23 protein-coding genes and 1 tRNA gene are annotated in these 24,847 nt (G+C 39.9%); 7 read left to right on the top strand and 17 right to left on the bottom strand.

Translation table 11 applies throughout. The features are described 5' to 3' along the window. Position 1: 1 nt before the first annotated feature. Positions 2 to 634, top strand: a complete 633-nt coding sequence (gene ribA, locus L0951_RS10340) for a GTP cyclohydrolase II (RefSeq protein WP_234111174.1) — start codon at positions 2 to 4, stop codon at positions 632 to 634. Here ribA and deoD read toward each other — a convergent pair. Next, the gene (gene deoD / locus L0951_RS10335) at positions 631 to 1,338 is read right to left on the bottom strand and encodes a purine-nucleoside phosphorylase (protein WP_234111173.1); all 708 of its coding nucleotides are present in this window, start codon (positions 1,336 to 1,338) and stop codon (positions 631 to 633) included. The two genes, ribA and deoD, sit on opposite strands and share 4 nt — an antisense overlap. A gap of 120 nt (positions 1,339 to 1,458) precedes the next feature. Then, entirely contained in the window at positions 1,459 to 1,983 is a 525-nt protein-coding gene (locus tag L0951_RS10330; protein ID WP_234111172.1) for a hypothetical protein, read from the bottom strand. Positions 1,984 to 2,091: 108 nt separating this feature from the next. Here L0951_RS10330 and L0951_RS10325 point away from each other — a divergent pair, with 108 nt between their 5' ends. The 4 genes from L0951_RS10325 to L0951_RS10310 all read left to right on the top strand — a co-directional run bounded on the left by L0951_RS10325 (position 2,092) and on the right by L0951_RS10310 (position 8,182). Then, complete coding sequence (locus L0951_RS10325; protein WP_234111171.1) at positions 2,092 to 3,795, top strand: glycoside hydrolase family 3 protein; 1,704 nt, start codon at positions 2,092 to 2,094, stop codon at positions 3,793 to 3,795. Between the two features lie 99 nt (positions 3,796 to 3,894). After that, the gene (gene bshA / locus L0951_RS10320) at positions 3,895 to 5,028 is read left to right on the top strand and encodes an N-acetyl-alpha-D-glucosaminyl L-malate synthase BshA (RefSeq protein ID WP_234111170.1); all 1,134 of its coding nucleotides are present in this window, start codon (positions 3,895 to 3,897) and stop codon (positions 5,026 to 5,028) included. 122 nt (positions 5,029 to 5,150) lie between these two features. Next, on the top strand, positions 5,151 to 6,413 hold the full coding sequence (locus tag L0951_RS10315; RefSeq protein ID WP_234111168.1) for a DUF2851 family protein: 1,263 nt from the start codon (positions 5,151 to 5,153) through the stop codon (positions 6,411 to 6,413). Between the two features lie 80 nt (positions 6,414 to 6,493). Continuing rightward, entirely contained in the window at positions 6,494 to 8,182 is a 1,689-nt protein-coding gene (locus tag L0951_RS10310) for a putative transporter (RefSeq protein WP_234111167.1), read from the top strand. A 148-nt stretch (positions 8,183 to 8,330) separates the two neighbouring features. Here the strand turns inward: L0951_RS10310 and yajC are convergent, their stop codons facing one another. The 3 genes from yajC to nusB all read right to left on the bottom strand — a co-directional run bounded on the left by yajC (position 8,331) and on the right by nusB (position 10,148). Beyond that, a complete protein-coding gene (gene yajC / locus L0951_RS10305; RefSeq protein WP_234111165.1) occupies positions 8,331 to 8,660 on the bottom strand; it encodes a preprotein translocase subunit YajC in 330 nt (109 codons plus the stop codon). Positions 8,661 to 8,678: 18 nt separating this feature from the next. Continuing rightward, positions 8,679 to 9,155, bottom strand: coding sequence for a DUF1573 domain-containing protein (locus tag L0951_RS10300; protein WP_234111163.1), 477 nt, complete (start codon positions 9,153 to 9,155; stop codon positions 8,679 to 8,681). Between the two features lie 87 nt (positions 9,156 to 9,242). Next, positions 9,243 to 10,148, bottom strand: coding sequence for a transcription antitermination factor NusB (gene nusB, locus L0951_RS10295; protein WP_234111162.1), 906 nt, complete (start codon positions 10,146 to 10,148; stop codon positions 9,243 to 9,245). Between the two features lie 204 nt (positions 10,149 to 10,352). Here nusB and L0951_RS10290 point away from each other — a divergent pair, with 204 nt between their 5' ends. Next, the gene (locus L0951_RS10290) at positions 10,353 to 12,014 is read left to right on the top strand and encodes an ABC transporter ATP-binding protein (RefSeq protein ID WP_234111297.1); all 1,662 of its coding nucleotides are present in this window, start codon (positions 10,353 to 10,355) and stop codon (positions 12,012 to 12,014) included. A gap of 113 nt (positions 12,015 to 12,127) precedes the next feature. Further along, entirely contained in the window at positions 12,128 to 12,466 is a 339-nt protein-coding gene (locus L0951_RS10285; RefSeq protein WP_234111161.1) for a DUF3276 family protein, read from the top strand. An 88-nt stretch (positions 12,467 to 12,554) separates the two neighbouring features. Here the strand turns inward: L0951_RS10285 and L0951_RS10280 are convergent. The 12 genes from L0951_RS10280 to L0951_RS10225 form a co-directional block, all read right to left on the bottom strand. Then, positions 12,555 to 12,630, bottom strand: a tRNA-His gene (locus tag L0951_RS10280). Between the two features lie 34 nt (positions 12,631 to 12,664). After that, complete coding sequence (bshB1, locus tag L0951_RS10275; RefSeq protein WP_234111159.1) at positions 12,665 to 13,384, bottom strand: bacillithiol biosynthesis deacetylase BshB1; 720 nt, start codon at positions 13,382 to 13,384, stop codon at positions 12,665 to 12,667. Positions 13,385 to 13,431: 47 nt separating this feature from the next. After that, entirely contained in the window at positions 13,432 to 14,109 is a 678-nt protein-coding gene (locus L0951_RS10270; protein ID WP_234111157.1) for a hypothetical protein, read from the bottom strand. Then, positions 14,106 to 14,990: a dTDP-4-dehydrorhamnose reductase gene (rfbD, locus tag L0951_RS10265; RefSeq protein WP_234111156.1), complete on the bottom strand. Its 885-nt coding sequence runs from the start codon at positions 14,988 to 14,990 to the stop codon at positions 14,106 to 14,108. Before rfbD ends, L0951_RS10270 begins: the two co-directional genes overlap by 4 nt. Then, positions 14,987 to 15,478, bottom strand: coding sequence for an acyl-CoA thioesterase (locus L0951_RS10260; protein WP_234111155.1), 492 nt, complete (start codon positions 15,476 to 15,478; stop codon positions 14,987 to 14,989). The genes rfbD and L0951_RS10260 overlap by 4 nt, the downstream gene beginning before the upstream one ends. Positions 15,479 to 15,539: 61 nt before the next feature. Beyond that, the gene (locus L0951_RS10255; protein ID WP_234111154.1) at positions 15,540 to 16,037 is read right to left on the bottom strand and encodes an OmpH family outer membrane protein; all 498 of its coding nucleotides are present in this window, start codon (positions 16,035 to 16,037) and stop codon (positions 15,540 to 15,542) included. 38 nt (positions 16,038 to 16,075) lie between these two features. Beyond that, a complete protein-coding gene (locus L0951_RS10250; RefSeq protein ID WP_234111152.1) occupies positions 16,076 to 16,735 on the bottom strand; it encodes an OmpH family outer membrane protein in 660 nt (219 codons plus the stop codon). Between the two features lie 11 nt (positions 16,736 to 16,746). Continuing rightward, positions 16,747 to 19,281, bottom strand: coding sequence for an outer membrane protein assembly factor (locus tag L0951_RS10245; protein WP_234111150.1), 2,535 nt, complete (start codon positions 19,279 to 19,281; stop codon positions 16,747 to 16,749). Between the two features lie 33 nt (positions 19,282 to 19,314). After that, positions 19,315 to 20,058: an isoprenyl transferase gene (locus L0951_RS10240; protein ID WP_234111149.1), complete on the bottom strand. Its 744-nt coding sequence runs from the start codon at positions 20,056 to 20,058 to the stop codon at positions 19,315 to 19,317. A 1-nt stretch (position 20,059) separates the two neighbouring features. Continuing rightward, positions 20,060 to 20,977: a DUF6089 family protein gene (locus L0951_RS10235; protein ID WP_317207201.1), complete on the bottom strand. Its 918-nt coding sequence runs from the start codon at positions 20,975 to 20,977 to the stop codon at positions 20,060 to 20,062. Positions 20,978 to 21,137: 160 nt separating this feature from the next. After that, complete coding sequence (locus L0951_RS10230) at positions 21,138 to 23,618, bottom strand: exopolysaccharide transport family protein (protein ID WP_234111147.1); 2,481 nt, start codon at positions 23,616 to 23,618, stop codon at positions 21,138 to 21,140. A gap of 4 nt (positions 23,619 to 23,622) precedes the next feature. Then, positions 23,623 to 24,486, bottom strand: a complete 864-nt coding sequence (locus tag L0951_RS10225) for a polysaccharide biosynthesis/export family protein (protein WP_410686506.1) — start codon at positions 24,484 to 24,486, stop codon at positions 23,623 to 23,625. Positions 24,487 to 24,847: the final 361 nt, after the last annotated feature.

Genomic DNA, 24,847 nt, shown 5'->3' with positions numbered 1-24,847 from the left:
TATGTTACAAATCCAGGCTGAAGCCAATGTGCCAACCGAATACGGGGCTTTCAGGATCATCGCATTTGCAGAAAATGAATCCGATTGGATGCCGCACATGGCGATTGTGGCGCAAAATACAGATTTCACTCAACCAGTAAATGTCCGAATCCATTCTGAATGTATAACAGGGGAGGTTTTCCATTCCAGAAAGTGCGAATGTGGCCAACAATTAGACGCCGCCATGAAATACATTGAAGAAAACGGAGGAATCATCGTCTATTTGCGGCAGGAAGGAAGAAATATCGGAATCATCAACAAACTTCGTGCATATTCCCTGCAGGAAAAAGGTTTTGATACCGTGGAAGCCAATGTGAAACTGGGACTCCCGGCGGATGATCGAGACTTTAATGAAGCCATCGAGATTTTAAATATTTTAGGCGTCAAAGACATCAACCTTCTGACCAACAATCCCGAAAAACTGCAAGGAGTACAAAGCAGCAATATTCACCTTAACAAAAGAATTCCTTTGCAGATTCATTCTACCGAGGAAAGTAAAGGTTATTTAGAGGTAAAGAAAAATTTCTTTGGCCACCTTCTCATTGATGAGGATGCAAAAAATGTAGACCACCCTTCTGCTGAAAAAACCGATTAAAGCTTCAATCCCGTTTCCAAAGCGAGCTCCATCATTTTCCTGAGCGCGGTTTCCCGTTGATCCGCAGAAATCTGTTCACGCGTAGGAATAATGTCTGAAACGGTAAGGATTGTGGATGCGTTTTTACCAAGATATTTTGCATTGGCAAACAAGGCAAAAGCTTCCATTTCAACGGCAGGACAGTTGTACTTTTTTGCCACCGCCGGAATTGCAGGATCTTTTCTGTAAAAAATATCACTGGTATGAATGTTTACAGGCTTGATGTTTAATGAAAACTCTCTCGCCGTCTCATTGATTTTTTGAAAGGATTTTCCCTGGTTTCCGATGATTTCACCTTCGATTCCCCAAGCAAATTTTGCGTAGGTGGATTCGCTCGCGGCATTTTCCACATTTAACACGTCAAACAATTTCAGATCATCGGTATAAGCTCCGCAAGTTCCAATTCTGATGATGGTTTCCACATCAAATTCCGAATAAAGCTCATAAGAATAGATTCCTATACTTGGAATTCCCATTCCACTTGCGCCGACAGAAATTTCTTTTCCTTTATAAAGCCCTGTGTAGTAGTAAACATTTCTGGTTTTGCTGACCAATTTCACTTCGGAAAGATAATTATCGGCAATAAATTTTGCACGAAGAGGATCTCCAGGTTGTAAAACGGTTTTGGCGATTTCACCTTTCTTTGCCGCGATATGTACGCTCATAATTTTTCAATTTAAAGAGAAAGTAAAAATACTACTTTTTACGTAAAAACCCATGATCAAATCAGGAAACCTGAAGAAATACCTCCAGGTTCCGGTTCAATATGGAGCGTTTTCACATGATTAGAAACTACGAACTTTAGACTCGTCTATATGGTAATATTTGATGACACTTTGGTAATCCCGGTAATCCACCTCAGCATTTTTTCCCTGCGATGCCGGAATCAGGACGATCCTGAAAGTCTGGTTGTTCATATAAGTATTCGCTTCAGCGATGGTCAATGTTGCCGGATCAAAATTCGTGTCCGCATAGATTTCTACATTTTTGGTATCAAATAGAAAACTGTATTTGATGGAGCGGTTATTGGTCAGATTCACCGTATCTGGTAGGATCTGCCAAACAGGAGCACCAGAATTTCCGGCATTATACTTCCTATAAACGAGCACCACATTAGTAGCCGCATTAGTTATTCCGACATCAATGGTATATTGGTTTGCCGCATTAAAACTTCCGCTCACGTCTCCCATGATCGGATAAGTGTCATCATCTTGCTGTGGTGGTGCCACATTTGTTGTTCTATCCACACAGCTGGAAAGTGTTCCTAAAGTGGCAATTGCCATTCCGAAAAGTAAAAGATATTTTCTCATTCTTTAAATATTTTCATTGTTGATAATAGATATCTCAAGATGCATGCCACGATTTCTAACAATTTGAAATTTAAAAATTGTAATTTTGTTGGCATCACTTTATAGATCATGAAACAAGTCCAAAGTCAAATTACACTTTTCATTTTCCTCTTTTTTGCAGCAAAAGCATTTGCGCAGTATCATCCCAAAAATCTTTCCCCATCAGAATTAAAAAAGGCAAATGAGTGGGTTGAAAAAACCTACAACTCGCTTTCTCAGGATGAGAAACTGGGACAACTTTTCATCATTGCGCTTTATACGAACAAAGGCGAAGATTATATTGATCATGTAAGAAACATTGTCCTCAGTGAAAAAATCGGAGGACTCATTCTGATGCAGGACGATGCTGCACGGGAAATTAGTCTGATCAATGAATTCCAATCGAAATCAAAAGTTCCGCTGATGATCGGAATGGATGCAGAATGGGGATTGTTCCAAAGAATTGCCACTGCACACAAATTTCCTTGGGCCATGACATTGGGAGCGATTCAGGACAAGAATTTAATCAAAGAAATGTCCGCAAAAATTGCAGAAGATGCACACAGAATGGGAATTAACTGGGATTTCGCACCGGTAGTAGACGTCAACACAAATCCCAATAATCCGATTATCGGAAACCGTAGTTTCGGCTCAGAAGTTGCCAATGTGGTGAGTTCCGCACTCGCCTATTCTGACGGTTTACAGGACAACCAAATTTTGGCGGCCATCAAACATTTCCCGGGACACGGCGATACCGATACCGACTCCCATTTGGATCTGCCGGTGGTTTCCCACAATTTAAACCGGTTGAATTCAGTGGAAATAGCTCCTTTCAAAGCATTGATGGATAAAGGTATTGGCGGAGTGATGGTGGCTCATTTATATGTTCCCGCATTGGAATCCGGCAAAAACATTCCGGCTTCAATTTCAAAAAACATTATTACCGGTTTGCTAAAAGAAAAACTTGGCTATAAAGGGTTGATCATTACCGATGCTCTCAATATGGGAGCCGTAGCGAAACGCTATAAACCAGGAGAATTGGATGCGCTCGCTTTCACAGCCGGAAACGACATTATGCTTTTTTCTGATGGAGTGAAAGAGGGGAAACGGCTCATTCAGTTGGCCATCGATAAAAATGAAATTTCCCAAAACCGCCTGGAAGAAAGCGTGAAGAAAATTCTTTTGACTAAATATTTTTTAGGCTTAAACAAATACCAGCCGAGAAATCCCGAAAACATCAATTACGACCTGAACAACGATTCCCACAAGAAACTCGTGCAGAAAATGTACTCCAACGCTCTGACCTTGTTGAAGGATGAAAAGAAACTTTTGCCCTTAAACTGCAAAGAAACCTACTATTATGTTCCGTTGGAAGAAGCGCCGTATCAAACATTTCTGGACCAACTGAATTTGGGAACAACCATCATCATTAAAAAACCGGAAGAAATCTCCACAATTCCTGCCAATTCCAAAGTGATGGTGGGCTTTCATAAAGATAATTCCACGGCATACAAACCATATAAAATCTCGGATTCTTCAAAGCAAATATTGACCGATTTAAGCAAGGACCAAAATGTCATCCTGAACGTTTTCGGTTCCGCTTATGCATTGAAAGATGTGGATATTTCAAATGTTTCCACCGTTTTAGTGGCTTACGAAAATAATGAGGATTCGATGATTTCCACCGCAAATGCTTTAAACGGAAAAACGAAAATCTGGGGAAGACTTCCGGTTTTGGTCAATCCTCAACTGAAAGCAGGGATGGGAATGGATTTGGATACCGCGAAAAAATAAGATAGATCAATCAGTTAAAAACAAAAGGGACAAAAGAGGATCATTCGCCATTTTGACCCACACATTTTCTGTTAATAATTAGTTTAAGAAAACATTTTTATGAAAATCGGAATACTCTGTTACCCAACCTACGGCGGAAGCGGGATCGTCGCCACAGAACTTGGAATGTCGCTTGCCAATAAAGGTTACGAAGTGCACTTCATCAGTTCTGCACTTCCTGCAAGACTTGATATCACGAATCCCAATATTTTTTTTCATAAAGTCAATGTACAGACTTATCCACTCTTCCAATATCAACCGTACGATATTGCACTGAGTTCGATGATTTACCGCGTAGTAAACCTCTACAAACTAGATCTGCTTCATGCGCATTATGCGATTCCATACGCATATGCAGCGTTCACGGCGAAACAGATGCTGAAGGAGGAAGGAAAAGATATCCCTTTGGTTACCACGCTACACGGGACAGACATCACTTTGGTTGGCCAACATCCCAGTTACAAGCATGCGGTGGAATTCTCCATCAATCAGAGTGACACGGTGACTTCCGTTTCGGAAAGCTTGAAAGCAGACACTTTGAAATTCTTCAATATTCGGAAAGAAATACAAGTCATCACCAACTTCATAGACAACACTGAATTTAAGGAGGATGACTGCTGCCAAAGAAAACAATTCGCCAATGATGATGAAAAAATTCTAATCCATGTATCGAATCTTCGTCCGGTGAAACGTGTGGAAGATGTTCTTCAGATTTTTAAAAATGTAAATTCCCGGGTAAATTCCAAACTCATCATCATCGGTGAAGGTCCGGATATGGAAAAAATCAACGGGTTCATGGAAGAAAATCCCGACCTTATCGGGAAAATCCGCTTGCTTGGAAAAGTAAACGATTTATACAGAATATTGCAACTTTCAGATGTTTTCCTGCTTCCTTCCGAACAGGAAAGTTTCGGTTTGGCGGCACTCGAAGCGATGGCAGCAAGCACACCGGTTATTTCCTCCAATGCAGGCGGAATCCCGGAAGTCAATATTCAAGGCGAAACCGGTTATCTCGCAGAAATCGGAAATGTGGAAGCGATGAGCAACTACACCATCAAACTTTTGAGCAACGAAAAACTACTGGCCAAAATGAAACACAATGCCAAAGAACAGGCACTCAAATTCGACCTGAAAAACATACTGCCGCATTATGAGAAAATGTATGAGGAAACCCTAAAACATTTCAAAGAGTAAAGCTGATTCCTTGGGATAGTCCATGACCTATTTTTTTCACAAATACCCGAAACGGAATCAGTGTATTTGTGGCATATTGATTTTCAGATAATTCACTATCTTTAAAGTAAAATTTTTTGGCGGTGAACGAAAAATTGCTTCAATACCTCTGGAATTTCAAGATTTTTAAAAATTTTGATTTTAAGGATGTGGAAGGAAATGAGCTGGAAATCCTCCATTTTGGGAAGTGGAATTTTGATTCCGGACCGGATTTTCTTTTAGGTAAAATCAAAACGAAAAATTTAGTTTTGGTCGGAAACATAGAACTACACATAAAATCTTCGGACTGGATTTTTCACCAACATTCCGGCAATCCCGAATTTGAAAACCTCATTCTTCACGCCGTTTTCATCAACGATATGGAGATAGCCGAATTAAAGGAGAAAAACATTCCCACCCTCGAACTGAAAAAATACATCGATGATACCCTCCTTTGGAAATATGAATCGATGCTCAAAGAAACGCAGTTCATCGCTTGTGAAAGCATTTTCGAAGCGAAGAAAATTCCAGTCAATTTCCGGGAAGAATCTATGCTTAAAAAACTTGATGAAAAATCCATCGAGATTGAGGAATCGCTCAGACTCAACCAAAACAATTACGAGGCAGTTCTGTTTCAGAACCTGGCTTATGCATTCGGTTTGAAAGTCAATGCACCGATTTTCAAACAAATGGCGGAAAGTCTGGACTTCATCACGGTCAATAAAATCCGGCAAAACCTCACCCAGCTCGAAGCTTTATTTTTTGGAATGAGCGACTGGTTGAAAACCCCCGAAGACGAGCAAATGAAGATCTGGAAAAGAGAATTCGATTTTCTGAACACCAAATTTAATCTTCCGGATTTACGTTTTAACCCAAAATTCTCTAAACTTCGTCCACCAAATTTTCCCACCATCAGACTTTCGCAGTTTGCCTCACTTTATCACTTAAATCAAAATCTGTTTTCCCAACTGATTTCGGCAAAAAAAATAGCGCATATTTATCAAATATTTGAAAATGTGAAAGCAAGCGCATATTGGAAAAAACGTTTTAATTTTGGCAAGACTTCAGCAATTGAAAGTGAAAAAGCGATAACGAAAGATTTCGTTGAACTTGTTTTAATCAATGCGATTTTACCCATAAAATATACGTACCACAAAAATTCAGATGAAAACATCAGTGACGAAATACTTGATTTTTACCGAAATATTTCTCCCGAAAAAAACATGGTCATTGAAGGTTGGAAATCACTGAAAGTTCCCGTTGAAAGCGCACTGGAAAGTCAGGCATTGCTATTTCATCACAAAAACTATTGCCAAAAGAAAAACTGTCTGAATTGTGGAATCGGGCTTCAACTTTTGAAAAAGTAAAACCCGAAATCTGACAAAGTTCACTTTAGGTTCAGATTCAATCCATCGTATTAATCTTAATTTTGTATAAAATCTCCATTATGTTTGACTGGCTGAAAATTTTGCTGCTTCCCGTGGAAAACCCCACCGTAACGCAATCCATCGTGGCAATTATGCTTGCGATTGGCACGGGAATTTTCTTCGGCAGATTAAAACTGGGAAAAATCACTTTCGGCGTTTCGGCGGTGATGTTTACCGGATTGCTTTTAGGTCATTTTGGCTATAGGATCAACCCGCAGATTTTAGATTTTATCAGGGATTTTGGGCTAATTTTATTTGTCTATGGAATCGGTTTGCAGGTGGGTCCGTCATTCTTTTCGTCCTTTAGAAATGAAGGGTTGAAGTTTAATATTCTCGCAGTTTCCACCGTACTTTTGGGCGGAATTCTCACCGTAATCCTCTACCGATTCACGGGTTTGAAAATTGAAGATTTGGTGGGAATTATGAGTGGTTCCGTAACCAACACACCGGGTTTGGGAGCAGCGAAAAATACGATCGAAGAAATTAAAAACTCATTTCCGGAAAGGGTTTTCAACGATCCGACGATCGGTTACGCCATTACTTATCCGCTTGGTGTTTTCGGGATTATCGGCACTATTATCTTGTCAAAGGTTTTACTGAGAATAGATAACGATGCAGAAATGCGACAGTTCCGGATCTCGAAAATAAATCGCGAACTGCCACTAATTCACAAAAAAATGCGCGTTACCAATCCTGAATTTTTTGGCAAAACGATTCACCAGGTGATGAAGGAACTGGGAAAAGAACTGGTGATTTCCAGATTGAAACACAGCGGAAGTGAAGCAGTGCAATCTCCTACTTTGGATATGGAACTTCGTGAGAGAGACGTTTTGATGTTGGTTGGAATTGAAAAAGATGTTGATGAATTTATTGAAAAAGTGGGGCGACCTTCCACGGATTTGTTTATTGAGTCGGATTCGGATTTGCGCAAAAAAAACATTTTCGTCACCAAAGAATCTGCCATCCATAAAAATCTGGCAGAACTCGATTTGTTCAACACTTATGATTTAAAGGTAACTCGGGTTTTCCGGGCAGGAAGAGAAATTTTGGCAAGACCTTCACTAGAATTATATTACGGTGACAAATTGAGGGTAATCGGTTCTGACGAAGCGATTGCAGAGGTGGAGAAAATTATCGGAAATTCTGAAAAAAAATTGCTTGAACCCGATTTTCTGTCCCTCTTTGGAGGACTATTTTTGGGGGTGATTTTAGGTTCTATTCCCATTGCTATTCCAAGTCTTCCGGTTCCCATCAAATTGGGATTTGCAGCCGGACCTTTGATTGTAGCGCTTTTAATTTCGAGGTACGGCGGGATTTCTTTCATCCATTCTTACATCAATAACGGCGCAATTTACTTTATGAAAGATTTAGGAATTTGCCTGTTCTTCGCAGCTGTGGGAATTCATGCAGGAGATGGTTTCTATGAAAACTTCATCAAATATAATGGTTGGAACTGGCTGCTTTTTGGTTCTGCAATTACGTTCATTCCTTTGATCACGATGGTAATTATCGGTAGGTTTTTGATGAAGATTAATTTTCTGCAACTTGCCGGAATAATGAGCGGAAGTTACACCGATCCGGCGGCGCTCTCTTTCAGTACGAATTATTTGGATTCCGATATTCCGATTCAGAGTTATGCGCAGGTTTATCCATTGGTGACAATTTTCAGAATATTTGTGGCGAGTTTGCTGATTTTGATTTTTTCTTGATTTCCATTCAGATATCCACCGATGCACAAATAATCTTTTTGTGCATTATTCGTGAATTCGCGGCAAAAAATTCTGGGAAAATCCTTGAAATCCTAAAACAAAAAAAGCAACCGAAAAACGATTGCCTTAAAATTTCTTGGCGAAGATCTTACTTATTTTCTTCCGCAGTATCCGGAAATCTCTGCTGTGTAAATTCTCTGGAGATTGCCGCTTTTTCAAATTTTAATTTTCCCGAAAGGGTTTCGATAATCACACCATCATCTTGGATTTGTGCGATTCTTCCGTGCATTCCGGAAGTTGTAACCACTCTGGCTCCAACTTTCAGCGATTGCTGGAAGTTTTTTTCCTGTTTTGCCTTTTTCATCTGTGGACGGATCATCAGGAAATAGAATCCCACGAACATAGCGCCCATCATCAAAAGCGTAGGCATCATCGAACTTTCTGGTGCTCCAGCTGCCTGTAAAAATATTGTTATCATTATTAAATTTTATTAGGGTTATTTAGGCTGCACATCTGCAGAAAAAGTAATCACGATCGGCGCTTTTTCCACATTGGCAAAAACTTCTGCCTGTTTGTTGACCAAGCCATCAAAATTGGAGGAATCGAATTTCAAAGTAATCGATCCTTTTTGTCCCGGAAGAATTGGATCTTTGGTATAATCAGGTGCAGTACATCCGCATCCAGGTTTAACCTGCGAAATGATCAACGGATTCTTTCCGGTATTGGTCACTTCATACACATGCTGCACATGTTCTCCTTTTTTCACTTTCCCGAATTCGAAGTTGGATTCTGATAGAGCCAGTGTAGTAAGCGGTTTAGACTGTGCTTCTTTCACCATTTCGTCTTGCGTGGCTACAGCAGGTGTTTCCACCAAATTTGTTTCTTCAATGAGCTGATCAGCTTTCTGGTCTTTTTTGCACCCTGTCAAGGTAAGTGCTGCAATAAGCGGTAATAGTTTAACTAAATTTTTCATTTTTATTTTTTGTAATGTTTTCAAAACGTGGATGGCCAATAAAACAGCAAAGTAAGAACATATTCTAAACTTTTTTATTCTGGCTCACTAATCTCGGTTTACTTCTTTGGTGTATTTGTCTAAAATTCCGTTGATGAAAATATTGGAGCGGTCGGTAGAGAAGACTTTGGAAATCTCGATATATTCGTTGATAATTACTCGTCCAGGAGTTAATGGAAAAAAATCAATTTCAGTAATCGCGGCGATCAAAATGATTTTGTCCATCAGAGAAATCCGGTCCATATCCCAGTTTTCGAGTTTGGATTCCAGTTTCTTTTCGCTTTCCTCCCAATGGTTTAAGGTCTGTCTCAGAAGTTTTGAAGCAAATTCGCGATCTTCATCATCTTTAATCATCTTGATCAAGGTGTGGCTTGGTTCCTCTTCCCGGAAATAGCCAATCGTTTTCTGGATCATGGAGTTCGAGATGTGGAAATCATCTGCCCAGCTCATTTCCTTTTCTTCCAAGTGATCATGGAAATCTTCGTTTTCTGCAATATATCTCAAAAACAGTTTCCCGATGAATTTTTGATCTTCCGCAAAAGAATAGCCTTCTTCCTTCATGAAGTCCTGGTAACGTTTCCCAGCAGTCATTCGCTGGAAAGTCTTTACCAAAAGGTCATCGTAGATGTCCCATTTCAGTTCCTGATGTTTCGAGGTGAAATCAAGACGTTCATCATTTTCCTCAATTTTTTTCAGGATTTGGTTGTTGATGAATTTTTGGTTGGGATTGATTTCGTTTTCCGTTTTCAGGTATTTGTTTCTCCCGATTTCAATTTGCCTTTCTGCCAAATCTTTTAACGCGACCAAAAAATTCAACTGATAAATATAGAGGTGATAAATTTTCTCGATTTCCGAGAACATATTCTTCTCTAAAACATCAAACTTGATGGGATTTTGGTGATAAGAATACAGCGATTCTACAACTTTTTCGCGGATTTGTCTTCTTCCTAACATTTCAAAGAACTTTTTATGGCTGCAAAGATAGGAAAAAGTTGGAAGATGGAAACCCGGTACCCGAACAAAGATTTGGCGCAACTGGCGGAGGAGATTTTCCAGCGAAGCTCCGGCAAGAGAAAACCAAATCAGCGAATATTCTCCACAACCAAAATACATTTCTTATTTTTGCAGCACCATATCGAAGATGGCCGAATACAAATTATGAACGCACTAAATACCCTAAATCCTTATTTCTGGAAACACAGAATCCTTTTGTTTTGGGGATTTCTGTTCATTGTGGCGAGTAATTTTTTCAATATTTACAAAGTACAGTTTGTCGGAAAATCGGTGGATGCCATTTCGCAAACAGAACAATTGGGATTCAACAAACAGGTTCTGATTTATGTGGGAATTATCGTGGGATCGTCTTTGCTTACAGGGTTTTTCACGTTTATGATGAGGCAGACGATTATCGTGGCTTCCAGGAGAATCGAATATGAACTTAAAAACAAAATCTATACTCATTATCAGGAGTTGTCTTTAACGGATTTCAAAAAAACTACGATTGGTGATTTGATGAACCGTTTGAGCGAAGATGTAGTTGCTGTACGAATGTACCTAGGTCCAGGTGTAATGTACGTGGTGAATTTGCTGATTTTGTTGATTATCACGAGTATCTACATGCTCAACACGAATGTTTCGATGACATTGTGGTCGCTTCTTCCATTGCCGATTTTGTCTTTTGTGATTTATAAAGTGAGTTCCATCATCAACCGGAAATCCAAAATTATGCAAAAAAGCCAGTCGGCAGTTTCTACATTTGTACAGGACAGCTTTTCCGGGATTCGGGTGATCAAGTTCTTTGCAAAGGAGAAATACATTGAAAATAATTACGGAATTAAGGTTAAAGATTATCAGGATAAAGCACTGGATTTAGCGAAAACGGAAGCGTATTTTTTTACGATTATTCTTTTTGTAATCGGTTTGCTGAATGTGGTCATTCTTCTGATTGGCGGACAAAGGTATATGGCGAATGAGCTTACAGTGGGTAAAATAGCCGACTTTTTCCTTTACATTAACATTTTGATTTGGCCGTTTTCAATGGTCGGCTGGGTAACTTCGGTAAATCAAAGAGCGGAAGCTTCGATGGCGAGAATTAATGAATTTCTGGATATGAAATCTGAAATCATCAACACCAATCATGAAGTGTACCCAATTAAAGGCGATATTGAATTTAGAAATGTTTCCTACGTTTATCCAAATACAGGAATTAAAGCGTTGGAGAACCTAAGTTTCAAAGTTGAAGCCGGAACTTCTTTGGCCATTATGGGAAAAACCGGAAGTGGAAAATCTACGATTGCACTTTTGCTGGCAAGATTGATTGATCCCACTGAAGGTGAAATCCTCATCGACGGAAAAAACCTGAAAGATCACAATCTGGTAAATTACCGGAAATTCATCGGCTATATTCCGCAGGAAAGTTTTCTTTTTTCAGATACGATTGAGCACAACATCGCTTTTGCCATAGATCATCCCAACCTGAAAATGGTGGAAGAATTCGCAAAAAAAGCGGATGTGCATAAAAACATCGCAGGATTCAAAGACCAATACAAAACCATGGTCGGCGAAAGAGGGGTGATGCTTTCCGGAGGACAAAAACAAAGAATCGCTATTGCTCGAGCTTTAATTAAGCAGCCCAAAATCCTAATTTTTGATGATTCCCTTTCCGCTTTGGATACCGAGACTGAAGAAAACATCCTTCAAAACATTGAAAACGAACTCCAAAGCACCACTTCCATCATCATCACCCACCGCGAATCAACCGCGAACAAGGCAGATAAACTCCTGAATCTCACAGAAATACAAAATACAGAATCGGCGTAGGATGCGAAATCTGCATGGATTCCAAAATTTTCTTAACAAAAAGTTAAAAATTATTTTGCAATTAAAAGAAATCTTATATATTTGTTATACAAGATTTCAAAATATATCGAAAAATGAGTGATTACAAGGAACGCCACGAAAACGAAATTTTCACAAAGGTGTTGAAAGCAGGCAGAAGAACATATTTCTTTGATGTGCGCGAAACCAAAGCGGGAGATTATTACCTGACCATTACTGAAAGCAAAAAGAATTTCAGCGAGAATGGGGAACCCACTTTCGAGAAACATAAAATCTATCTCTATAAAGAGGATTTCAAGAGTTTTGAAGAAATGTTCAAAGAATCTACTGATTTCATCATCAGCCAAAAAGGGGAAGATGTGATTTCAGAGAAACATGACAAGGACTACAAATCGCGTTCATTCACCATAGAATCAGACGACGAGATTGAATAAGACGAAAAGCAGCATCCCGAAACGGATGCTTTTTTTTGGATGCTTCGCACAAAAAAAAACGCACTGAAATTCAGCACGTTTTCATTTTGGGTGAATGATGGGTCTCGAACCCACGACCTTCGGAACCACAATCCGACGCTCTAACCAACTGAGCTACAATCACCGTTTGGGTTTGCAAATATACTACTTTTGCGAAAACTACAAAATTATTCCCTCGAAATTTTTCAGCGCCAAAAGTTTCTCCGTGGTGAAGCCCTCCGCAAATTCAACACCGGAAAGCCTACCCAGATCTTGCGCCCTGTAAGTGAGGCTTTCCAGAAAATCCTTGGTCGCAATCGGAGTCATGGGCTCTTTTGATTCTGGATCATAGAATTGGGTTTTGTAGGCAAGACAAACTTCGATTTTCTTTGCCATGAAATCTGAAATATCCACCACAAAATCTGGCTCTATATTCTTCCACTGAATGTAATGAAAAACCTGTTTTGGGCGCCACTGTTTTTGATTTTCTCCTTCTGAAACGGTTTCTATCTTTACCAAACCTGAAAGGAAACAGGCGTCTGAAACCAATTTCGCAGCTTTTGCGTGGTCCGGATGGCGGTCATCAATGGCGTTTGCAAAAATAATCTCCGGTTGATATTTCCGGATCATCTTCACAATCTGTATCTGGTGTTCCTCATTGTTTAAGAGAAATCCGTCTTTCATCTTCAGGTTTTCTCTGGCGGAAAGTCCCAGGATTTTTGAGGCTTCCGCAGACTCTTCGGCACGCGTGAAATTAGTTCCGCGGGTTCCGAGTTCGCCTTGAGTCAAATCTACGATGGCAACCGTTTTTCCTTCGGAAATCAGCTTTGCCAGAGTTCCGCCGCATCCCAATTCCACATCGTCTGGATGAGCGCCGATTGCTAAAATATCTACTTTCATAATTCTTGGTTCAAAGGGTTCGATAGGTTCAATGCTTTTTGTTTTCTCTATTCTGCGGACTGGTAAATCGTGGTCAAAAATTGTCCGAAAGACTGTTCCAGTTTGATGATATCGCCCGATTTCAAATTGATTCCGGCTGTTCCGTACGGATTATTATTGACGGAGAATGCCGACAACTGAAAGTACTGAACCGGCTGATTTTGCTGGGCAGAAACCTTGATGGTAGATCCCAAAAGTTTTCTGGTAGAAATGGTGGTAATTCCTGCTGAATCCAGGTTCAATTTTCGGAATGTTCTGGGCTCAAAATCTGTTTTTTTGCCATCAATAGAAATCGTCTGCTTTTTTACTGGCGAAGAAATCAGATAAATCACATTATCCTCTTTCGGAAGATCATCCGGTGCAACATAATACAGGTTTAGTCTGTAGTGCACCGGATCAAACTTTTGACTCGCTCCGTCCACCGATTCGAACGGATTCCAGGAAAATGCGTTCGCCCCAATTTCTTTTGCCTTTTTATAAACTTTGCCAAAAACTTCGGCATCATTTCCGGAAAAACCCTGAACTTCCAATTCGCCAAGATATTCGGCAGCACCCATTTCTGGATTAATTTTATAGAAAATTTTATTCGAATTGGAATGGCTTTTTTCAACTTTGCTTAGAATGACATTTTGCGCAAAACTTCCGGTTGCGAACATCATTAAAAACAAAAAAATGAACTTTTTCATAAATTGTTTTTTGCTAAGATTTCCATACATTCTTCCAGAGAATTTTCCCAGTTTTTCGGTTCAATTCCGTAATATTTTTCTATTTTATCCAAAGACATCGTGCTTCGTTTCGGTCTTTTTGCCGCGGTGGGAAAGCGGTCGGTCGTGATTGCATTTAACTTTATTTTGGAACCTGAAAATTCGGCAATTTTTGAGGCAAATCCAAACCAGGATGTTTCAGGTTCGTTTGAAAAATGAAATATGCCGAAAGTTTTGTGGCCGGTTTCGATAATTTTCATCACCGCTTCTGCCAAATCGTTGGCATTGGTTGGCTGACCAAATTGATCGGAAACGATTCCCAGTTCATCTTTTGTTGAAAACAAATGCAGCATAGTTTTTACAAAATTCCTGTTGAATTCTGAATAGAGCCATGACGTTCTGATAATGATTGTTTGGGGATGAATGTCTAATGCAAGTCCTTCGCCTTTCAGTTTGGAAGCCCCATAAATTCCCTGGGGATTGGTAAAATCGTCTTCGGAGTAGGAAATATTGGTTTCGCCATCAAAAACATAATCAGTGGAAATATGGATCAAAATGCAGTTGTTTTCTTCACAGGCTTCAGCTAAATGGGCAACTCCCTCTGCATTTACCGCGAATGCCTTTTCAGGTTCAGACTCAGCCAAATCCACTGCGGTATATGCAGATGCATTGATGCAGAAATCCGGTTTTTCATCATAGAAAAAGTCGGAAACACTTTCTGAATCTGTGATATCTAAAGTTTGGGAATCTGTGAATTTAAATTCATAACGGTCTTCAAAATCTGTAGCAATCTTTCGGAAACAGTTTCCTAATTGACCGTTTGCTCCAATGACCAGAATTTTCTTTAATTTCAAGTTTTTCATAATGCTCGAAGGGCTTTATTTTGTTTTCTGAAAGTAGCTACCCTGGTTTGAAAATCCTTTTCTTCCAAATCAACCAGGAATTTCCTGAAAAGCTGTTGGGTTCCTTCAGGCTGCACCGCTGATTTCCGGGTTTTCATGTCGAAATAAATGACGGTAAGCCACAAAATGCTGTGGATGGTTTTTCCGTCTTCGCTCTTCATCAGGATTTCCACTTTTGAAAGGCGGTCGCTGAGTTCAATGGTTTTGCTTGAAATCATCACTTTCGCGTTGTAACGTACTTCTTTCAGATAGGCGATTTCATTTTGAATGGTAATCCATGTACAGCCTGTTTTGCGGGTGTATTCTTCATAAGTGAAGCCGTAACCGTTTTCCACATGGTCTTCTCTTGCATTGAGCATGTATTCTAAATATTTCACGTTGTTGAGGTGACCGATTGGATCACAATCACTGAAACGTACCTTCACGATTGATGAGAGTTCTTTTTCCATTTTGCAAAATTAAAAAAACCATCCCGGATTCAGGATGGTTTCTGCGACTGAAATCAATTTCTTAAAGTCCTAATTCTTTTTTCACGAGCGGAGTAGCATCTGCACCCCCTTTGTAAATCAATGCGCTGGAATCGATGATGAAATCAAAACCGTTTGCTTTCGCAACTTTGTTTACCGCATTGTTTAGTTTTTCAATGATTGGCTTCACTGCCGTATCTCTTCTTTGAGCCAAATCTTGCTGAGCAGTTTGCTGAAGCTGCTGTAAATTTTGGCTTTTTTTCTGCAACTCTCCTTCTTTGGCTGTTCTTTGTGCTTCGGTCATTTTTGGACCATCTACCTGCTGGTATTGCTGTACTTCTTTTTGGAATGCTTCCGCCTGCTTCTGAAGCTCATCACCTTTCGTTTTACTGAACGTATCTAAATCGGCGGTCATTTTTTTGGTTTCCGGCATTACAGAGAGAACAGCTTCATAATCCATAGACGCTATCTTTTGAGCCTTTGCAACTCCTACAGCCAAAAACATCGTTACCGCTGCAAATAATACACTTAATTTTTTCATAATTGAAGTTAAATAAATTTGATTGTTTTTTTAAAATTTTATTTTTTAGTTTCTTCTGCTCTTTTTACTTCTTCCGCAGATTTCACCGTCTCCGAATTTCTGCTTGCAGCCGCATTTCTATTGGGCGAACCAGGATTTTTCACTGGACTTCCCTGATTTGGTGCGGATTCAGTTTTCTTGATGGTGGTATTTTTGAGCAACAAATCTAACACTTTATCGGTATAATCATACTTTTTATCCAGAAAAATTACACTGATGTTGTTGCTTTTATCAAGAACTATGCCTAAAGAATTTTTTTCGGAAACGGTCTTGATCGCATTCCAAATCTGATCCTGGAATGGCTTGGTCATGGTGGATCTGGCGTTATTGATTTCGCCCATTGCGCCAAATCTGTTGTTGATCATGGCCTTGATTTTCTTGTCCAGATCATCTACTTCTTTTTGCCTTTGTTTCAACTGATCACCTACCAAAAGTACCTTTTCATTTTCAAGAGCCGATTTCTTGTTGTCATAATCGGTTTGCAGGGATTGGATCTCGGTTTGCCAACTTGAAATTTGGGCATCAAGTCTTGATTGTGCGTCCTTGAATTGAGGGAGTTTGCCCAAAATATAATCGGTATCTACCACTCCGATTTTTTGTGCAAAAATGGAGGTGGAAAAAACCAAAAGCAAAACAGCAAAAATTCTAGTGGATTTCATTTTAAATATTTTTAAAGTGATTGGTTCATGAGGAAGTGTGTTTTCCAGCCAGAAGGTTCTGTGCTGTTGATCGTTTTATCAAATCCATACGCAAAATCAAATCCGATCAGTCCAAAGGCACCCATATAAACTCTCACTCCAAATCCTGCCGATCTCCTCAGTTGGAATGGATTGTAGGTTCCAAAAGAACTCCATGCGTTCCCACCTTCCAGGAAGGTAAGTCCAAATATTTTCGCGGTTTGGTTCAATGAGATTGGATACCTCAACTCTAACGCGAATCTGTTGTAAATTGTTGCACCACCCATTGGAGTCACATCTCCCGTTTGTCCTCCACTTGATGTAGCATTCTCATATCCACGTAATGGAACCAATTCTCTACCATCATATCTACCGCCGATTAAACCGGTACCACCCACGTAAAACCTCTCAAATGGCGGTGGACCCAATTCTCGGTTGTACCCATCCAGGAATCCCATCTCACCAGAAGTTCTGAGAACCAGCTTTCCAATTACGGTGTTGTAAATATCGCCTTTTAATTTGACTTTATAAAATTCCAGCCAGTTGTATTTTTCCATGGCCGACATGCTGGAATAGTCTTTCTTTGAAAACAAAGAGTATGGCGGCGTGAATTTCACTGATGCTTCAATATTTGAACCCATGGTGGGGAATATGGGATCAAGTCCAGCTGAGTTTCTGCTCAAGCCCACATTAAAACTAAAGTTTTTTGCAGATCCATTATATTCTGTGGCATTCCCAAACTGGAACGGGTAATTATTGAAGTCGTAACTTTGATACTGAATCCCGGTGTACAGGGAAAAATAATCATCCGGCCACTTCAGCAACCTGTTTAAACCGACACTTGCTGAGAAAATATTTAGCTTTTGAGAGGCACCATACTGGTCAGTATATCTAACAAGTGATTGGTTCACGCCCACCGAAAGTGCAGTAGGACGAGTCCCAAAAACCCAGGGTTCCGTAAATGAGATTCCATAATTCTGGAAGAATTGCCCTGCTTGTGCCTGGATCGAAAGCGTTTGACCATCTCCTTGAGGAACCGGTCTGAAGTCTTTAAATTTTAGGAAATTTTTCAGAGAGAAGTTGTTAAAAGTCAGTCCAAGTGTTCCAATAAATGAACCTCCACCATATCCAGCCTGCAGCTGAACCTGTGAAGAACCTTTCTCAACCAAGGTCCAGTGAATATCCACGGTGTTGTCAATTTGGTTTGGACTCACCTGCTGGCCGATCTGCTGAGGATCAAAAAACTGCATTCCCGCCAAATCGAAATAAGTTCTTTTGATGTCACTTTTTGCGAAAAGGCTTCCTGGTTTTGTTCTTAACGAACGGAGAATCACATGGTCATGCGTGGTGGTATTTCCACTCCAGGTTACGCGGTTCCAGGTCGCTTTTTCACCTTCGTTAATTCTAATTTCCAGGTTAATGGAGTCACCTTTCACCGATTTTTCCACTGGAGTCACATTGGAGAAAAGATATCCATTGTTCATATAGATGGACTTGATATCTGAGTCGTCTTCTTTTCCGCCGTCTTCACCCACTTTCTTATTGAAACCTACGGCATCATAAATATCGCCGGTTTTATAGCCCAAGACTTTCTGAAGATAATCAGTAGAAAAAGCGGTGTTCCCCGTAAAGTTGATGTCACCGATATAGTATTTCTTACCTTCGTGGAGCTTGATATTGATTTCGTAATTATTCTGTGGGTTTCTCCACACGGAATCCGAAACAATTTTCGCATCCCGGAAACCGAGAGACTGGTAGTAATTGACCAGGTTGATTTTATCCTGGTCGTATTTATCTTGGATGAATTTAGACGGCTTCAAGATTCCCTTGATCCCGAACCTTTTCTGTTTGGTGTCCTTAAGCCCGTTTTTTCTCAGTTTTCTGGTGGAGATGCTTTCATTTCCTTCAAAGTTGATGTGGCTGATTTTAACGCGTTTTCCTTTATCCACATTGATGGTCCAGTCCACCAAATTAGGATCATTGGCATTAACTTTGTCCAGGATGGTGATTTTTGCGTCTGCAAAACCTTTTTTCACATAATCCTTTGGAATATTGGTTTTTAGGGTAGAAATAAGGTTCTGTGTGATTTTGGTTCCAGGTTTCAGATTATTGTCTTTGGCAAGTTTCTCATTTTTGGATTTTCCTATACCTTTGCCGGTGAATTTCACTTCACCCAAATCTTTCAAGTCCTGAAGGTTGAATTTTAGTACAACCTGGTCGCCTTCGATGCTTTCAACATAAACCTCCACCTCAGAAAAAGACTGGGTTTCCCAAAGTTTCTTGATTGCATTGCTAATTTTCTGCCCTGGAATTTCAACGCTTTCGTTTTTGCTCAATCCGGTAAACCTCAGGATTTGAGCAGGGGTATACTTCTTTACACCATCTACAACGATGTCCTTCAAAATATAGGTTCCTTCCTCGTTTTGTGCATGTACAGCGTTTTCCGGCTGATTTTTTTCCGGCGTAATCTGTCCATAGAAATGTGCCGAAGCCACAAGCATGATGATGGGTAAGATTTTAAACTTCATTTTATTCTATCTATCTTTTTTCTTATTAATTTTTTAGCGAAGCTGCTCACTGGTTTTGCCAAACCTTCTCTCTTTGTGCTGATAATTGTAAATACACTGGAAGAAATCTTCTTTTCCAAAATCTGGCCAGAAAATATCCAGGAACTGCAATTCGGCGTAAGCGATTTGCCACAAGAGAAAATTGCTGATCCTCACTTCTCCGCTGGTTCTGATGAGTAAATCCACGGGAGGGATTCCTTTCGTGTACAGGTGATTTTCAAAAACCTCTTCCGTGATATCATCCACATTCAAGTCACCGTCTTTCACCTCGCTACTGATTTTTTTCACCGCACTCAGAATTTCTTCCTGCGCACCGTAACTTAGTGCCAAAACCAGATTTCCCCGCTTATTGTTCTTGGTGATCTCTATGAGGTGCTGCATCTGATCACGCACCATTTCCGGCAATTTGTCCATATTTCCGATCACGTGGATTCGCAGACCTTTAGTGAATATTTCTTCTTCTTCGGAAAGCATGGTCTCTGAAATCAGCGTCATCAGTGTGGAAACTTCCTCCGCGGGTCTCTTCCAGTTTTCTGATGAGAAAGTGTAGAGGGTAAGGTAGGGAATATAGATTTCATTGCAGGCATTTACTGCGTTTCGCACTGCCTGAATTGCGTGCTTGTGGCCGAAAGTTCTTTCTTCGCCGCGACATTTCGCCCATCTTCCGTTCCCATCCATTATGATGGCAACATGTTTGGGAAGTTGTTCCGGATTGATTTTCTCTTTAATCGACTGCATTTTACTGGCTACAATAACACGGTGGTCTTCCGAATGAGTAAGATAAACCAACAGAAAAGGTATTCACCCAGTCTTTGGAGTTGGTATTACCGATTTGTCTGTCTTTGATGATCTCGCCTGCTCGCTGTGCGGCAATTGGCGCGTAAGGTCCTGTTTGCAGAAGGGAGTTTTTCCCGTCTGGTGCCAGGTGATCCTTATTAAAAGTTATTTTGACGTCTTCATTATCTACCACGCTGTAATCAATGGTATCTGAGAATGTAGGTCTAAACATGAATTCACCGAAAATCGCCCAATTGTAATTGAATTTATATTTCAGACCGATTCCAAATGGAATAGCCATGGTGATTTTTTTCACCGAGGTATAGACTCCTTTGGTCTGAAAATCAGTGGGTGAAGTAGGTACCAAAGCATTTCCATCAGCATCCCGATTAAAATCATTTACGATGGCAAGTTGCGGCGCATTGGCCATGATTCCTCCAAAGCCACCAAATACGTATGGACTTATCAGGTCTTTCTGCTCGTCATTGACCGGAAAAAAATTATATTCGAAAATCGCGTCGAGTTCCAAAATAGAGTTGGTTCCCCACAGTTGTCTGTTTCTTCGGTAAGGTTCTTTTGCGTAAGCATCCACGAACTGCACATTGCTGTAGCCGAAATTGATTCTTACCGTTTGATAGGGATTAAAGTTCATCCTGTACATCACCGAAGCGTAAAACGGAATCCCATAGTCTGAAATATTACTCAGAATAGGTTGCTGCAAGATATAATTGGTTCTGCCTATATCGCCCACCAAATTGCTTATTCCAAGCTGCACTCCGATTTCGTGTCGCTGCCCTTTTACAGAAAACGATGAAATCAAAGCGATGAAAAGGAAAAGATTAATTTTTTTCTGCATCAAAGATTGGGCAAGACTTTTCATAAATAATTTTGCAAATATAAAACATTTTTACTTTAAGGAAATTCTTAAATTTTAGTTAAATAGGCTCAAAAATACATAATTTCCTAGGTTCAAAACGGCAAAATTATTTTTTTATGATATTCTAACGAAAAGCCTGATTTAGTTTGGGCAGATATTTGCCTCAGTTATTTCTGAAGATTTTCCGTACTGTGTTTCTAATTTTGATCAGCAGCGGTTCCTTATAATTCTTGTCTTCTTCAAAATAGCCATATCCATAACCATATCCGTAACCGTATCCATAAGCATTTTGCGCTTCAAACCCATTATAAACCAGACCAAGGTTTCTAACTTCATGTTTATGGTATTTTTCGGTGATCATTTTCAGCATGTGTTTCTCTGTGTATTCGTGTCGGACTACATAGATGCTGGCGTCGGCATATTTCATGAGTTCAAATGGATCTGCTACCAATCCCACTGGTGGAGAATCAATAATGATGAAATCATAATTTTTTTTCAGCTCTTCAAGGAATTTGATATTCCTTTCGCCCATCAGCAATTCAGAGGGATTTGGAGGAATCGGCCCCGAAGTCGCGACATATAAATCGGGAATTCTGGTTTGATTAATGATTTGTTCTGTTTCTACTTCGCCGGTCAGATAATTGGAGATTCCGTATTTGTTGTCAATCTTAAAATCACCGAAGATTTTTGGTTTCCTAAGGTCCATCCCCAAAAGAATGGTTTTTTTACCACTCAGAGCAAGCACGGAAGCCAGGTTCATCGACACATAGGTTTTACCCTCGCTTCCAACGGATGAAGTGACCAATATTATTTTTGACTGGCCATCTTCTTTGTGCAGAAATCTAAGATTTGCTCTTACTCCTCTGAAAGCCTCAGAAATGGATGATCTCGGCTGCTCCAAAACGGTAAGGTTTGTTTCATGCGGATTTTTACCAATTACCCCAAGCAATGGGATTCTTGTGGCTTTTAGAAGTTCTTTGAGATTCCTGATCCTGTTGTCTATGACTACATTGATCCCTAGAATAAACAGAGGCAGCAGCAATAATCCTCCTATGATTAAATATTTTGTTTTTTGCACATCAGGCGCGATGGGAGCTTGCCCCAGATTTTTGGCCGGATCAATCACGGTGATGTCGGATTTGGTGGTGGCAACCCGGATCTGGGTTTCATTTTGTTTGGAGAGTAAACTGTTGTAGGTGGCCTCAATCATGTTATATCCACGTTCTGCATCCAGATATCTTCTTTCTTTTTCCGGATAACTCTTCAAATCAGTGCTAGATCGGGCAATCTCATTATCTATTCTGGCAATTTCATTATAATAATTGGTATAGTAACTTCTGATTGACCCGCTGGAGCTTGATCTTGCCTCATTGATCAATCGGTTGATTTCCCTCATCGGCTCTGAATTGGGCGTATATATTAATTGAAGTTCGCGCCGTTTTGCGTAAAGCGCTTTTAATTCTGAAATCGTCGCGGTAAACAAACCATCTTCCACACCTGCCGCATTGGTGCTGATCATGCGGTCCAGATTTTGGGAGGCCAATGAATTCCGGATGCTGTTCAGCGAATTGATTTTTGTAATCAGATCAGCCTTTTTGGCCTCCAGTGTTTTAATGTTTTGTATGGTTTTTTCATCCCGGTCTTTCACGTTGTAAATTCCTTCGGTAATCTTCAGGTTGTTTAATATTGCACCGCTGGAATCAAGTTTTTTCCTAATATTCCGCAAATTTTCAATAAGGTATTGCTCGGTGTTTTTGTCAACTGTGTTTCTATCTACCAGTCGCTTTTTTTGTAACTCATCAACCGATATGTTTAAGAAATTCACCGTTCCATTCAAATTATAACCTTTTTTTGAAATAATCATGATCGTGTTGATCTCTTTGTCAAAGTCCACGGTGATCGTGGAAATCAGATTATTCACCATTTCGTTTACTGTGGATAAAGTGACGATGATATTATCAAAACGGATGGAGCTGGGATTTTCATTCTTAACCAATTTGAAACGCAGATTTGGACTTGAAAACCATTGACCGGTTGAAATGATATGGTTTTCTGGCCGGGCATAATTTGGAATAGTTGTAAAGGACTCACTTTGATAGGAATATAATGAAGTGGACGCACCCTCTTCCGGAAGCACCACTTCATACCGGTCTCCACCTTTCGGAATCAGTTTGATGGGATAATTTACTTGCTGTAGATGAGATTGGTCAATTTCTACAAAGACAGGAGAATCATACCGATCCAAATAAGTTTGCTTTATTAATCCGGCGGTAGCATAATTAACGTACAGACCAAGCCTCTTGACCAGATATTCATTATGGGAACGCGAAAGCAACATTTTTTTAAGATAAACCCCATCCTGGTTGCTGTTTTGCCCCCAAATGAAATTGATGGATTGGTTCGGAGTGAAATAACTTGCGGTATTATTTGAAATACTTAATGATAAATTGGATGCATAGATTCGCTGTGCGTAATACTTGCTGTACACCCACGAAATAGCATATCCCAATAAGGCCATCAACAAGAACCAATACCAATTCTTCAGAATCCGAGACAAAAAATGTTCGAAATCAAAAAAATCAAACGCCCCCATTTCCTCGGTGCCAGTTGCTGAATTTTTCAAATTGTCTTTCCCGGGAATCATCTTATCAAAGCTTTGTTAACAGTAGATAAATAGTCATTGCAGTAGTGAGCAAGGTGATACTGGTGCTCAATGTCTGTATCGGATCCTTTCCAAATCCGTTGAGGTTTTTGCCTCGGGTGCTCAAGAGGATTTCATCTCCATTTTGAACCCAGTAATAGGGTGAGTTCATTGCATCTTCCCGGGTAAGATCAATTCTGGCAATCTTGATCCCCTCCGGAAGTTTCCGGTGAATTACCACATTTTTTCGGTCGATGGTCCGGTTGAGCCCACCATTGATTGCGATTGCTTCACTGAGCGTCAAGGTATTCTTATGGGCTTTCTTTTCTCCGCTAAGTTCCCCCGACTCCACATCGCTTAGCATATAATAAGTAATTCCGTCGGTATTCAGCCTTACTTCAGACTTGCCCTCCACAAAATTCTCGTTAACCTTTTGCTGAATTTCTTTGCTAATATCCTCTATGGTTCTTCCTTCCGCCTTGATGTAGCCGATCCCGAAAATATTGATATCGCCATTAGAATCCACTTTTAACCCATTGAAATAGAAATTGCTGTTTCCTCCTTGTCCGGTATTTCCGCCGGCAAACCCCGTAGTGGCAGCTGCAGAAACCACATTTGAAGTCGTAACTTGGGATGGAGCATTAAGTGCCGAATAAAATTGGGCTGCATCCCCTTTTGGCGTGGTGACAATATTCAGGTTCAGGATATCATTTTTGGTCACTCGGTAAACCGGGATATTATACGGGACTAGTCCCTCTTCGTTAATGACTAAACTTTCATTGGGTTGAAAATAGCGGACATCCTTTGTCGATATGCAAGAGTATAGGAAAAAACTACTCAGAATAAAAAATCCAGCTTTAAATAGGTTCATCATTTAATTTTGATATGTAAAAATAGTAAATAATTGATTAGCTTATTTTCTTAGCAACAAAATAAGTTTCGGAATATATGCCCCGATAAATCCCAACATCAAAATCACCATCAAAAGTAAATTTACATTGATATGTCTGAAAAAATAGGCAACCATCACTATAAAGATAAAATAAGTGATTATATAGTCTCTCCTTAACAAGCCCTCATTTTCAGTTTTTCTTTAAATCTATACCAATTGAAAACAAGGGTGAATAGGTTTGAAAAATAGAAAAAGATTTTCTCTTTCAGAATCTCCATCATTTTCTTCATATTCCAAGCCGTTGCTGAGAGTAAGGCGTTGATTTGTGGGCCGGTTTCTC

Origin of the sequence: Chryseobacterium sp. R2A-55 (genome assembly GCF_021401085.1) — a bacterium.
Lineage (GTDB): Bacteria > Bacteroidota > Bacteroidia > Flavobacteriales > Weeksellaceae > Kaistella.
Note: the sequence above shows the minus strand (reverse complement) of the source record. Positions and strands in the feature narration are given on the sequence as shown.

Bases quoted from the DNA above. Each gene is read 5' to 3' on its own strand.
- L0951_RS10310 (WP_234111167.1), top strand. From the start codon at position 6,494: ATGTTTGACTGGCTGAAAATTTTGCTGCTTCCCGTGGAAAACCCCACC.
- yajC (WP_234111165.1), bottom strand. From the start codon at position 8,660: ATGATAACAATATTTTTACAGGCAGCTGGAGCACCAGAAAGTTCGATG.
- L0951_RS10245 (WP_234111150.1), bottom strand. From the start codon at position 19,281: ATGAAGTTTAAAATCTTACCCATCATCATGCTTGTGGCTTCGGCACAT.
- L0951_RS10300 (WP_234111163.1), bottom strand. From the start codon at position 9,155: ATGAAAAATTTAGTTAAACTATTACCGCTTATTGCAGCACTTACCTTG.
- L0951_RS10235 (WP_317207201.1), bottom strand. From the start codon at position 20,977: ATGAAAAGTCTTGCCCAATCTTTGATGCAGAAAAAAATTAATCTTTTC.
- L0951_RS10285 (WP_234111161.1), top strand. From the start codon at position 12,128: ATGAGTGATTACAAGGAACGCCACGAAAACGAAATTTTCACAAAGGTG.
- L0951_RS10330 (WP_234111172.1), bottom strand. From the start codon at position 1,983: ATGAGAAAATATCTTTTACTTTTCGGAATGGCAATTGCCACTTTAGGA.
- L0951_RS10325 (WP_234111171.1), top strand. From the start codon at position 2,092: ATGAAACAAGTCCAAAGTCAAATTACACTTTTCATTTTCCTCTTTTTT.
- L0951_RS10260 (WP_234111155.1), bottom strand. From the start codon at position 15,478: ATGGAAAAAGAACTCTCATCAATCGTGAAGGTACGTTTCAGTGATTGT.
- rfbD (WP_234111156.1), bottom strand. From the start codon at position 14,990: ATGAAAAACTTGAAATTAAAGAAAATTCTGGTCATTGGAGCAAACGGT.
- nusB (WP_234111162.1), bottom strand. From the start codon at position 10,148: ATGTTAGGAAGAAGACAAATCCGCGAAAAAGTTGTAGAATCGCTGTAT.
- deoD (WP_234111173.1), bottom strand. From the start codon at position 1,338: ATGAGCGTACATATCGCGGCAAAGAAAGGTGAAATCGCCAAAACCGTT.
- L0951_RS10270 (WP_234111157.1), bottom strand. From the start codon at position 14,109: ATGAAAAAGTTCATTTTTTTGTTTTTAATGATGTTCGCAACCGGAAGT.
- L0951_RS10290 (WP_234111297.1), top strand. From the start codon at position 10,353: ATGAACGCACTAAATACCCTAAATCCTTATTTCTGGAAACACAGAATC.
- L0951_RS10240 (WP_234111149.1), bottom strand. From the start codon at position 20,058: ATGCAGTCGATTAAAGAGAAAATCAATCCGGAACAACTTCCCAAACAT.
- bshB1 (WP_234111159.1), bottom strand. From the start codon at position 13,384: ATGAAAGTAGATATTTTAGCAATCGGCGCTCATCCAGACGATGTGGAA.
- L0951_RS10230 (WP_234111147.1), bottom strand. From the start codon at position 23,618: ATGATTCCCGGGAAAGACAATTTGAAAAATTCAGCAACTGGCACCGAG.
- ribA (WP_234111174.1), top strand. From the start codon at position 2: ATGTTACAAATCCAGGCTGAAGCCAATGTGCCAACCGAATACGGGGCT.
- L0951_RS10225 (WP_410686506.1), bottom strand. From the start codon at position 24,486: ATGAACCTATTTAAAGCTGGATTTTTTATTCTGAGTAGTTTTTTCCTA.
- L0951_RS10250 (WP_234111152.1), bottom strand. From the start codon at position 16,735: ATGAAATCCACTAGAATTTTTGCTGTTTTGCTTTTGGTTTTTTCCACC.
- L0951_RS10255 (WP_234111154.1), bottom strand. From the start codon at position 16,037: ATGAAAAAATTAAGTGTATTATTTGCAGCGGTAACGATGTTTTTGGCT.
- bshA (WP_234111170.1), top strand. From the start codon at position 3,895: ATGAAAATCGGAATACTCTGTTACCCAACCTACGGCGGAAGCGGGATC.